Genomic DNA, 10,181 nt, shown 5'->3' on the forward strand with positions numbered 1-10,181 from the left:
CGAATTTGGGGCAATCAGCGCGGTGCTCGGGCCCGTGTGCGCTGCGCCAAGGGTAGGTGACGTCCGGCGGGAAGCCGCCGGGCGGCCGCGTCCTCATTCGGCCCCGACGAGTCGACGGCGGCCGGTGTAGGGGCTGTCGACGTACGCGCGCATCCATAGCTCCAGGTTGAAGAGCCGCCAGAACACGGTGGGGTCGGCGAGCGGGCGCCCGTTCAGGTGCCCGCGGAAGGCGGAGCGGACCGCCTTGTGGTCGATGAACGGACGTGAGGCGAATGTCTCGCTGGCGAACACCTCCCGCATCGGTTCCCTGATCCACTTCAGCGGCTCGCCCCGCGGTCGCGGGAACGGGGCGCGGCCCGCGGCGGGGACGAGGCCCTCCGCCGAGTCGCGCAGCGCCCACTGGTCCGCCGAGCCGTGGAACAGCGCGCCCCCGTCGACCCCCCAGAGCACCCGCAGCAGGTCGACGGAGAGGAACGGGGACCGCGCCGCGACGGAGAACCGCGCGCTGGTGCGGTCCAGACACCGCAGCGCGGGTTGCAGCCGCCCGCGGAAGATGTCGTCCGCTATGCGCCGCTTGAGGCTCTCGTCCACGACCCGGACCCGTTCGCCGCTGTGCTCGGCCGCGAAGTCGCCGGCGAGCAGCGGGCGCGCCGAGACGCCGATGCCATGGGAGACGCGCCCGGCGAGCGCGCCGCCCGCGGCGCGGCCCAGGGGCAGCGCCGAGGCGGCGAGGGCCGACACCGCCCTCCCGTAGCGCCGCTGCCGTTGCAGGTCGCGCAGGTGCAGCAGGCGGTACTGCGGGGCACCCGGCAGCAGCGCCCCCGCGCCCTGCCCGGTGAGGACGACGCGGACCTCGGCGGCGGCCGCCTCGCGCACCGCCCGGTACTGCGCGTACGACGAGGGCGAGGCGACGGGCTCCTCCATGGCCCGCACGAACGCGTCGATGTCGGCACGGAACTCCTCCGGCGACGGCCGGAACCGGTGGACGCGGGAGGCGCCGCCGCCGCGCGCGAAGCCGTCGACCCGCCGGCACGAGGCGGGGTCGGCGCCGGGCAGCAGGACGGAGTACGCCTCCTGGCGCCGCCCCAGGTAGCGGGCGTGCTCGTCGGAGTCGCCCATGAGCCGGTCGACCAGCGCCGCGAGGGTGGCCGAGCCGAGCCCGCCCGACAGCATGACGCCCACGGGCACGTCGCTGACCAGCCCGCGGCGCAGGGACGCGTTCAGGGTGCGCAGCAGCGCCGACCGCGCGATCCCGTCGTAGGCGCCGCTGCCGCCGCTGAGGCCGCGCAGCGTCTCGGGGACGGACGTGTACTCGGCGGTCCGCACCCGGCCGGCGGGTTCGAGCACGGCGAAGTGCCCGGGGAGGAGCCGCCGGACGCCGCCGAAGAACGTCCTCTCGGTGTCGTCGTGGACGCCGAACCGCAGGTAGCGGTAGACGGCGGTGCCGTCGGTGCCGCGCGGCACCGCCCCGGACGCAAGGAGCGCCGCCGGGGCGCTGGCGAACACCACCCGGCCGGTGGTCGTCTGGGCGTAGTGGAGGGGGCGGATGCCGAACAGGTCGCGGGCCAGGACCACCGTCCCGCTCTCCAGGTCGCCGACCGCGAGGGCGAACGCCCCCTTGAACCGGTTGAACGCCGACAGCCCCCACTGCTGCCACGCGGCCAGGACCACTTCGATGTCGGTGTGGCCGGCGAACCGGTGCCCCCGGTCCTCCAGCCGGGCGCGGAGGTCGCGCCAGTTCTCCAGTTCGCCGTCGAAGACCAGCAGGTAGCGGCCGTCCGGGGAGCGCAGCGGCTGCGGTCCGTCCGTGCGGCCGACAACGGACAGGCGGGTGTGGGCCAGGCCGAGGCCGCCCAGTACGAGCGCGCCGTCGCCGTCGGGGCCGCGGCTCCGCAGGGCGGCGACCATCCGCGCGAGGACGTGCTCACCCGGTTCGGGGGCCGCCCCGGCGTATCCGGCTATCCCGCACATTCGCACCGCTCCGTCCCCTGGTGCCGCATGGTCGGCGGCGGGCGCCGCGCAGCGGAGTCCGCCCCGTCTGCCACGTTCCACCGGATTCGGCGGATCGGCAGGGACTGACACGCGGTTTCATCCGGTTCCGCTTTGATGTGGCGGGTGAATGGTGATTTCGTGGTATTTCATTGACCTGGAAATTCTCCCCGCGCAGCCAGCGGAGGTCGTTCGGGGCGCTGTTCCCGCGCCGTTTCCGGCACTGTTTCCGGCACTTTCACGGCACGGTTTCCGGTGCCGATTCCACGCGGCTCCGTGCCGCCCGACCTGCGACACTCCGCGCGGCTTCGCCCCTGATGCGCATGCCGCTGGCTAATGTGCGAAAGGACGGCCCCATGCCGTTTTCGCCATTGCCCGGCGGCTGTACGCGCGCGAATCCGCAACGGAGAACATTGCGCCGCCCCGGCGGGCCGAGGGAGGGGCAGATGCTGAAGGAACACGCGCGCGCGGCGGGGATACGGCGCCGGGCCTGGATCGGGGCCGCCGCGTTCGCCGCGATCGCCGCCGGGGCGGTGCTGCTGGGTTACGCGCTGCTCCCGCGGGAGGGCGCCCCGATGCCGCCCGCCGCCATGGCCGAGACGATCGCGCCGGCGTCGGCCGGCGAGCCGCCCGCGCCGATGGGGGCGTCGCCCCCCACGCGGATCCGCATCCCGTCGCTCGACGTGCGCGCCGACGTCATCCCGCTGGGCCTGAACGACGATGGCACGGTCGCCGTCCCCACGCTGGCGCAGGTGGCCGACACCAGTTGGTACAAGAACGGGCCGACGCCGGGGGAGCGCGGGTCGTCGGTGATCCTCGGCCACGTCGACTCCGACACGGGCCCCGCGGTGTTCTTCGGCGTCGGCGGGATGGATCGCGGCGACGAGATCGCGGTGGACCGCGAGGACGGGTCCACCGCGGTGTTCGCCGTGGAGGCGGGCGAGACCGTCCCGAAGGACGACTTCCCCACCGAGCGGGTGTACGGCGATCTCGACTACCCGGGCCTGCGCCTGGTCACCTGCGGCGGCGCGTTCGACAAGAAGTCCGGGAGCTACGCCGACAACATCGTCCTCTACGCCCGCCTGGTCGACGCCCGGACGTAGGGCGCGCCCCCGCGGGGCGCGCCCATGGGGCGACGGAACGCGGGCGGGCGCCGCCCCTACCGCGCGCACCGGCCGCGCCGCCGTCCCTGCCTCGGGGCCGGCGCGGTCACGCCCCGCTGGCCCCAGGCCCGCCCGCGCCGCCCAGATGCGCGGCGAAATGCGCCTCGATCGCGCGTTGGAGGCGGATCTCGTTCTCGGGGTTGGCGAAGCCGTGCCCCTCGTCCTCGGCGACGAGGTACTCGACCGGGACCCCGCGGCCGCGCAGCGAGGCGACCACGCCGTCGGACTCGGCGCGCATGACGCGGGCGTCGTTGGCGCCATGGGCGATCAGCAGCGGCGTGGTGATCCGGTCGACCCGGCCGATCGGCGACCGCACGAGCATGTCGGCCTCCTGGGCGGGGTCGTCGGGGTCGCCCACGTACGCGAACCAGTTGTTCATCAGGTACGGACGGCTGAACGGGGGCAGGCTGCGCAGGAAGCTCGCCAGGTCCGCGATCCCGACGACGTCGACGGCCGCTGCGAAGCGGTCCGGGGTGGCCGTTACGCCGACCAGGGCCGCGTAGCCCCCGTAGGAGGCGCCCATGATGCCGATCCGCTGCGGGTCGGCGTAGCCCTGGTCGACCGCCCATGCGGCGGCGTCGAGCAGGTCGTCCTGCATCGCGCCGGCGAACTCGCCGATCCCGGCGACGGTGTGCCGCCGCCCGTACCCGGTGGAGCCGCGGAAGTTCACCTGCAACACCGCGTATCCGCGGTTGGCCAGGAACTGCGCCTGAGCGCTGTAGCCCCAGGTCTCGTGCAGCCACGGCCCGCCGTGCACGACCAGCACGAGCGGCAGCCCCTCCGGGGCGGCGCCGACGGGGAGGGTGAGGAACCCGTGCAGCGGCAGCCCGTCGCGGGCGGTGAACGCGACCGCCTCCATCGGTGCGAGGTCCGCCGGGTCCAAGTGCGGGTACGGCCGGAACAGGCGGCGGCTCCGGCCGGTGGCGTGGTCGTAGTACCAGGCCACCGCGGGGTCCCGGTCATGGACGAAGGTGGCGACCCACCGCTGTCCCGCGTCGTCCGACGACAGCGTGCCCAGGACGCCGTCGGACAGGGCCGACAGCGCCGCGTAGACCTCGGCGAAGCGCTCGTCGAGCACCTCGATGCGCGGGCGCCGCCCCACGAACCGGGCGGCGAGGATCTCGCCGGTGCCGCGGCGGGTGAACACCGTCGGCGGCAGCAGGCCCGGGACCATGGTGCCCATGGTGTCCAGGCTCCGGCCCTCCTGCGCGGCGACGACGCTCGTCGCACCGGTCTCGCGGTCGATGCGCACCAGCTTCAGGTCGTCCGAGTCGAGGTAGGCACCGACGACGAGTCCCGTACCGTCGGGGGTCACGAGCTGCGGTTGGACCTCCATCGGGTACTCGGCCCCGCCCATGCGCGCCAGCAGCCGGCGCTCCCCCGACGCGGGGTCGACGGCCGAGAACTCGATCGCGCCGTCCGCGGTGACGCGGGAGGAGAACGCCGGTTCGCCGTTGTGGTCGAGCAGCATGCCCTCCGTGGGTTCCGACTGCTCGTAGTGGGGCGTCGTCTCGCCCGTTGCCACGTCGATGCGGAACATGTCGAGCGCCGTCGGCCGCCTGTTCATCGTCACGAGCACGCACCCCGGATGCGAAGGGAGCGGCTCGGCGGCGAACACCCGGGATCCGCTCGGCAGCGGGGTGAGGTCGACGGCCGGCGCGCCCGGGTCCTTGAGGTCCACCCGGTACAGGTGCCAGTCCTCGTTGCCGTCGGTGTCCTGCTGGTACAGCAGCCACCGCGAGTCGTCGGACCAGAAGTACCGCGTGATGCCCCGCCGGGTGTCGCGGGTGACGCAGATGGCCTCGTCGTGGTCCTCGTCGATCCCGCGCACCCAGACGTTGCGCCGCCCGTTCGCAGGGGCGAGGTAGGCCAGCCGCGTCCCGTCCGGCGAAATGGTCGGGTTGGCGAAGGCGGGATCGGCGAAGAACTCCTCGGCCTCGATGCGTCGGGGCCGAGTTCCGTGGTCCGCGGTGGTCATGGGCATGCTCCTTCGGGGTGGGCGGCGCGGAGGACTGCGGGTGCCACGACGGGGTCGGTGGATCCGAGCACGTCCCGGGTACCGACATTCCAAACGATGTCCCAAGGGCATGGTCAAGCGCGCGCCCGTGCCGCGCCCGTGCCGCGCCCGTGCCGCGCCCGTGCCGCGCCCGTGCCGCGCCCGTGCCGCGCCCGTGCCGCGCCCGTGCCGCGCCCGTGCCGTGTCCGAGCCGGGTCCACCAGGCGCCCACCTGCGAGGCCGGGCCGCTCCCGCGTCCCGCCCCGGGTGCCGGATCGCGGAGAATGGGCCCATGCCGAGCACCCACCCCGCCCGCTGATGGCCTGGAGCACCCGTGAACTCGCCGACCTCGCGGGCACGACCATCAAGGCCATCCGGCACTACCACGACATCGACCTGATAGAGGAGCCGGAGCGCGCCCTGAACGGGTACAAGCGCTACACCACGCGCCACCTCGTGCGGCTGCTCCAGATCAGGCGCTTGCGCAAGCTCGGGATGTCGCTGGCGCAGATCGCCGCGATGGACGGGCCGGGCGACGGTTTCGCCGACACGGTGCGCACACTCGACGCCGAGCTCGCCGCCTCGATCGAACGGCAGCAGGGCATCCGCGCCGAGCTCGCGGACCTCCTGCGCCATCACGCGGCGGCGGACGTCCCGCCGGGGTTCGAGGCCGTGGCATCGAGCCTGTCCGACGCGGACCGGGCGATGATCATGGTCTCGTCCCGGCTCTTCGGGGATGAGGTCATGCAGGACATGCAGGACATGTCCACGAGCCATCAGGACGCCGACGCCGAGTTCAACGGCATTCCCGCCGACGCCGACGCCGCCGCCGTGCGCGATCTCGCGGAGCGCTTCGCGCCCGTCGTCCGCTCCATTCGCGCGCAGTACCCCTCCGCGCGCGACCCGGGCCCGTTCGCCCTCGGCAGGGAGCGGGACGCCATGGTCGCCGTGGCGCAGGCCCTCTCGGACCTCTACAACCCGGCGCAGGTGGCGGTGCTCCAGCAGGTGCACCGCATCCTGGCGGACGACCCGCGCCCGGACGGGCGGGACGCCTGACCCGCGCCTGAACAGCGGCGCCCCCGCCGCGGGAGCGGCCGGACCGCGAGTGGGCTCCTTCCGGGCGGGCTCCTACCGCGGGACGAAGTGGCGGTAGTCCAATGAGACGCGGGGGTCGACCCGGCGGGTGAGCGTGTAGCGGGCGGGGACGAAGCCGTGGCCGCGCCAGAAGGCGTCGCTGACCAGGTTCGCCGATGTCCACTCGGCGCCGCAGGAGCCGAAGCCCTGGTCCGCGGCCCACTCCACCACTCCGGCCAGCAGGGCGGTGCCGATGCCTTCGGACCGCGCGTCGGCGGTCACCGCGGCGATACCGATCGACGCCGCCGTGGAATAGCGGCTGTCGTGGTCGGCCACCATCACCCCCGCGGGACGCCCGTGGGTCTCGGCGACCAGGACGAGCCGCCGGTCGTCGGCGATGGCGGCGCGCAGGTCGTCGCCTGTCGCGAGCACGTCGATCTCGGCGGGCCGCAGCATCGGCGCCTGGGCGTGGAACCGCTGCAACTCCACGGTGAGGCGGACGAGGTCGGCGAGGTCGTCCCGGTGCGCCCGGCGCAGCCGGACCTGCCGCGCGGGGCCGGCCAGCGGGGCTATGGGGCGGAAGCCCTTGACCTGGTCGAAACCGAAGCCGAGTTCCACGAGGCAGGCGACGGTGTCGCGGTGCTCGGCGGCGACCTTGACGGTGTGCTCGAAGCAGCCGACGTCCACCAGTTCCTGGGCGAGCGCCCGGTAGAGGTGGCGGTAGGTCGCGCGGATGCCGTCCGGAGCGGCCGCGTGGTGCTGCATGCGAACGCGCCCGAGCGGAGTGCCCTGGAGTTTCGGCACGGTGGCCGCCATGAAGCCGACGGGCACGCCGCCGCTCAGCGCGGCCACCGCCGGGCCTGCGGCACCGAACGCATCGAGTTGTGCGCGGGCCGCGCCGGGGTCGGCCAGATCCACGGCGGGCACGGCGGCGCCGGTGGGCGCGTGGGCGGCTGTCAGCAGGGCCACGGCGTGGTCGATGTGGTGGTCCGCGAAGGGTACGACGTCCAGCGCCATCGGGTCTCCCGAGGTCTTTCCCGCGTGCTGCCACCCTACGCCGCTGCGGGACGCACGTCCCGCGGACGAGCGGATGGACGCCCTCGCGCCGCCGCGGCCCGAGGGGTGGACCGCCGGGCCGGGTCAGGGTCGGGCCGCCGCTACAGCGGGCGCGGCGCGAAAATCCGGAACGTGTTGCCCTCAGGGTCCCGGAACTCGACCCAGCGGACCCGGTCCTGCTCATTGTCACTGACCCGCTCCGCGCCCAGCGCCGCCACCCGATCGGCCTGCTCCGCCCAGTCGTCCTCCCCGCCGGCGAGCCCGCCGTGCGTCGGAGAGCGGTCCAGTTCGTCGAATTGGCGCTGGTGGGGCGGTGATCGCCGTCGGTACCGTTTCGGCATGCGAATCCACATTGTCGACGCTTTTACCGACAAGCCGTTCGCCGGGAACCCGGCCGGGGTGTGCGTGCTGCCGCACGGCGACTGGCCGCAGGACGACTGGATGCGGCGCGTCGCCGCCGAACTGGGTTTCTCGGAGACGGCGTTCGTGCTCCCGATGAGCGCGGCCCCGGAGTCCGACTGGGCGATCCGCTGGTTCACGCCGCTGGTCGAGACGAACCTGTGCGGCCATGCCACGCTCGCCTCGGCGCATGTCCTGCGCACAGAAGGCAGGAGTCAGAGCGCTGTGCGCTTCCACAGCCGCTTCAGCGGCGGGCTCGCGGCCGAGTCCGATGACGAGGGCCGTGTCACCCTCGACTTTCCCGCGGCCTTCGGCACCGAGGTCCCTGTTCCGGCAGGGCTGGCACGCGTGCTCGGGGTCGAACCCGTCGCGACGTATCGCACCGGAGCCCTGGGCGACCTGCTCACCGTCCTGCCGGACGAGGCCGCCGTCCGCGCCGCGGAACCCGACCTCGACGCGATGGCGGCACTGACCCGGCGCGAGGGACTGCGCGGCGTCATCATCACGGCCGCCGCGGGTGCGGACGCAGGGCCGGGGCCGGGCTATGACTTCGTCTCGCGGTTCTTCTCGCCCGCCGAAGGGATCATGGAGGACCCGGTCACGGGGAGCGCCCACACCGCCCTGGCGCCCTATTGGGCGGCCCGTTTCGGTCGCGACGGGTTGACCGGCCTCCAGGTGTCCCCGCGTACCGGCGTGGTGCGCACGTCCGTCATCGGCGACCGGGTCCACCTCACCGGCCACGCGGTGACCGTCATGGACGGGACCCTGCACGTCTGACGGGCGATCCGCGACCGGCCGAACCTCGGCACAGGTGGACGGTCGCCGCGGCCTCCGCGTTCCTTCGGGGTCGGGGTTCCTTCGGGGCCGGGGGTTTGATGCCGGAGTTCTGGGCCTCCCTTGAACCGCCGTTTATGGCACTCTGTGTACGTTTGATTGCAGATAGTGACGAACGGGGTGGTTCGGGGCGTCTGCGCTCAGGGTCGATCGGCCCCGTTCCGTCTCCGCGGGAACGTCTGCCGAAGAGGGGTTGCTCATGCGGTTCGTCCGGACTGCACTCACCACCGGTGCCATTGCCGGGGCGCTCGCCATCGGGGGAGCCGGTGCCGCGCTCGCCGCTGACAGCGCGACCCCGTCCACCAGCCCCACCACGTCGCCGTCCATGAGCCCGAGCGGGTCCCCGTCCGAGAGCCCGAGCGCGTCCCCATCCCCGTCCCAGTCCCCCTCGCCGAGTCCGAGCACCGCGCCGCGCGAAGCGCCCGCGGGCGGCTCCGAGACCGGGTTCGGCGGGTCCGACACCGCACTCGCGACCGCAGCGGGCCTCGGCCTGCTGGCGCTGGGCGGGACCGCGGCGGGGGTGACGCTGCGCCGCCGCGCCTCGCGGTGAGCGTGTCCACAGAGCCGTCGGGCCCGGACCACGAATCGGGCCCGGCACCGCTTCCGCGCCGGTGGTTCCGCGGAAGCGACAGCGGGCCGGCCCCCTCGGGGGTCGGCCCGCTGCTGTATCTGGCGGTCGCGGCTACTTGGTGCCGCGGCGCGTAAGGGTGATCGCTCCGGCGCCGGCGCCGAGAGCGAGCAGGCCCAGCCCGGCGGCCGTGGTCAGCGCGGTGTCGGAGGCGCCGAACCCGGCCGCGGCGCCGCCCTCGGGGGCGTCGGCGCCCGTGTCGGCGCCGTTGCCCGCGATGTCGTCGGTGTCGGCGTCATCGTTGTTGTAGCGGCTTTCGCCGTCGTCGGCGCCGTTGTCGCCGTTGTCGTCCTGGTGGGTGACGCTGCCGTCGGCCGGTGCTCCGCCGAACCCGGTGTGGGCGCCGCCGTCGGGGAGGTCCCCGTTGCTGCCGGTGCCCATGCCGTCCTCGGCGGCACCGTTGCCGGAGCGGTCGCCGTCGCCGTTGTCCATGGTGCCGCCGTTGTCCACGACGCCGCCGTCGGACGGCGCAGTGGAGCTGCTCCCGTCGGCGAGCGCGGCGGCCCCGCCGCCGATCACGAGCGCCCCGGCGAGGGCCGTGGTGCCGACAGCGGTCCAGGTAACGCGATTGAGCTGCATTGGTGTCTCCTTTTGGTGGTTCGGAGTGGCGGATTCGGCGCTGTGCGGGGACCCGTCTTCGTCGGACATGTGTCCGCAACCCGCACGCTTCCGTCACTTTCCGTAATCGACCGTACGCAAGGAGGCACAAAGGGGAGTTCAAGACACGCTTATAAGGAACGCATAAGGGTCAAGTTCGGCATGATTCCTGGCCGGTGGGGCTATCCGGCAGCCTTGAAGGCGTTGAGGATGCGGGTGCGCACAGCGGTGGGGCCGATGGGCAGGGTGGCGGCGATTTCGCGGTAGCTCTCCCCGTTGGTGTGGCGGGTGAGGAGTTCGGTGTCGGTGGTGCCGATGTCGCGGCGGTTGCGGGGCGCCCGTGCGGGGGCCGGGGTGGCGGGGGTCCCGCTGTCGGATCCCTGATCGCGGTGGGTGCGTTTGCGGGTGCGTTGGCGGGCGGTGGTGGTGACGTGCTTGGGGCGGT

The 10,181-nt window shown here is 73.7% G+C and carries 10 protein-coding genes; 4 read left to right on the forward strand and 6 right to left on the reverse strand.

What is annotated here, in order from left to right:
• Positions 1 to 93: 93 nt before the first annotated feature.
• On the reverse strand, positions 94 to 1,971 hold the full coding sequence (locus tag CLV63_RS29010) for an asparagine synthetase B family protein (RefSeq protein WP_106586429.1): 1,878 nt from the start codon (positions 1,969 to 1,971) through the stop codon (positions 94 to 96).
• Positions 1,972 to 2,435: 464 nt separating this feature from the next.
• On the opposite strand from CLV63_RS29010, the gene CLV63_RS29015 reads away from it, so the two are divergent.
• Positions 2,436 to 3,092 (forward strand): class F sortase, encoded by a 657-nt coding sequence (locus tag CLV63_RS29015; RefSeq protein WP_106586430.1) that lies wholly within the window; start codon positions 2,436 to 2,438, stop codon positions 3,090 to 3,092.
• Positions 3,093 to 3,198: 106 nt separating this feature from the next.
• Here the strand turns inward: CLV63_RS29015 and CLV63_RS29020 are convergent, their stop codons facing one another.
• Positions 3,199 to 5,130, reverse strand: coding sequence for a S9 family peptidase (locus tag CLV63_RS29020; RefSeq protein WP_106586431.1), 1,932 nt, complete (start codon positions 5,128 to 5,130; stop codon positions 3,199 to 3,201).
• A gap of 336 nt (positions 5,131 to 5,466) precedes the next feature.
• Between CLV63_RS29020 and CLV63_RS29025 the strand changes: the two genes are divergently transcribed.
• A complete protein-coding gene (locus tag CLV63_RS29025; RefSeq protein ID WP_106586432.1) occupies positions 5,467 to 6,204 on the forward strand; it encodes a MerR family transcriptional regulator in 738 nt (245 codons plus the stop codon).
• A 72-nt stretch (positions 6,205 to 6,276) separates the two neighbouring features.
• Here the strand turns inward: CLV63_RS29025 and CLV63_RS29030 are convergent, their stop codons facing one another.
• A complete protein-coding gene (locus tag CLV63_RS29030) occupies positions 6,277 to 7,239 on the reverse strand; it encodes a GNAT family N-acetyltransferase (protein WP_106586433.1) in 963 nt (320 codons plus the stop codon).
• A gap of 140 nt (positions 7,240 to 7,379) precedes the next feature.
• Entirely contained in the window at positions 7,380 to 7,619 is a 240-nt protein-coding gene (locus CLV63_RS29035; RefSeq protein ID WP_106586434.1) for a VOC family protein, read from the reverse strand.
• Here CLV63_RS29035 and CLV63_RS29040 point away from each other — a divergent pair.
• Positions 7,618 to 8,454 carry a PhzF family phenazine biosynthesis protein gene (locus tag CLV63_RS29040; protein ID WP_106586435.1) on the forward strand — a complete coding sequence of 279 codons (837 nt, stop codon included), beginning with the start codon at positions 7,618 to 7,620 and terminating at the stop codon, positions 8,452 to 8,454. The genes CLV63_RS29035 and CLV63_RS29040 overlap by 2 nt on opposite strands.
• Positions 8,455 to 8,710: 256 nt before the next feature.
• A complete protein-coding gene (locus CLV63_RS34170) occupies positions 8,711 to 9,061 on the forward strand; it encodes a hypothetical protein (RefSeq protein WP_211301524.1) in 351 nt (116 codons plus the stop codon).
• Positions 9,062 to 9,193: 132 nt separating this feature from the next.
• Here the strand turns inward: CLV63_RS34170 and CLV63_RS29050 are convergent, their stop codons facing one another.
• Together CLV63_RS29050 and CLV63_RS33835 are read right to left on the reverse strand one after the other, a co-directional pair.
• Positions 9,194 to 9,718: a hypothetical protein gene (locus CLV63_RS29050; protein ID WP_106586436.1), complete on the reverse strand. Its 525-nt coding sequence runs from the start codon at positions 9,716 to 9,718 to the stop codon at positions 9,194 to 9,196.
• Positions 9,719 to 9,918: 200 nt separating this feature from the next.
• A partial coding sequence (locus tag CLV63_RS33835) for a hypothetical protein (RefSeq protein WP_211301525.1) occupies positions 9,919 to 10,181 on the reverse strand: 263 nt, incomplete at its 5' end.

This window comes from Murinocardiopsis flavida (assembly GCF_003014485.1).
Lineage (GTDB): Bacteria > Actinomycetota > Actinomycetes > Streptosporangiales > Streptosporangiaceae > Murinocardiopsis > Murinocardiopsis flavida.

What these genes read in the sequence shown, in the direction of transcription:
- CLV63_RS29040 (WP_106586435.1), top strand. Translation starts at nt 7,618, where the DNA reads ATGCGAATCCACATTGTCGACGCTTTTACCGACAAGCCGTTCGCCGGG.
- CLV63_RS29035 (WP_106586434.1), bottom strand. Translation starts at nt 7,619, where the DNA reads ATGCCGAAACGGTACCGACGGCGATCACCGCCCCACCAGCGCCAATTC.
- CLV63_RS29015 (WP_106586430.1), top strand. Translation starts at nt 2,436, where the DNA reads ATGCTGAAGGAACACGCGCGCGCGGCGGGGATACGGCGCCGGGCCTGG.
- CLV63_RS34170 (WP_211301524.1), top strand. Translation starts at nt 8,711, where the DNA reads ATGCGGTTCGTCCGGACTGCACTCACCACCGGTGCCATTGCCGGGGCG.
- CLV63_RS29010 (WP_106586429.1), bottom strand. Translation starts at nt 1,971, where the DNA reads ATGTGCGGGATAGCCGGATACGCCGGGGCGGCCCCCGAACCGGGTGAG.
- CLV63_RS29050 (WP_106586436.1), bottom strand. Translation starts at nt 9,718, where the DNA reads ATGCAGCTCAATCGCGTTACCTGGACCGCTGTCGGCACCACGGCCCTC.
- CLV63_RS29025 (WP_106586432.1), top strand. Translation starts at nt 5,467, where the DNA reads ATGGCCTGGAGCACCCGTGAACTCGCCGACCTCGCGGGCACGACCATC.
- CLV63_RS29020 (WP_106586431.1), bottom strand. Translation starts at nt 5,130, where the DNA reads ATGACCACCGCGGACCACGGAACTCGGCCCCGACGCATCGAGGCCGAG.
- CLV63_RS29030 (WP_106586433.1), bottom strand. Translation starts at nt 7,239, where the DNA reads ATGGCGCTGGACGTCGTACCCTTCGCGGACCACCACATCGACCACGCC.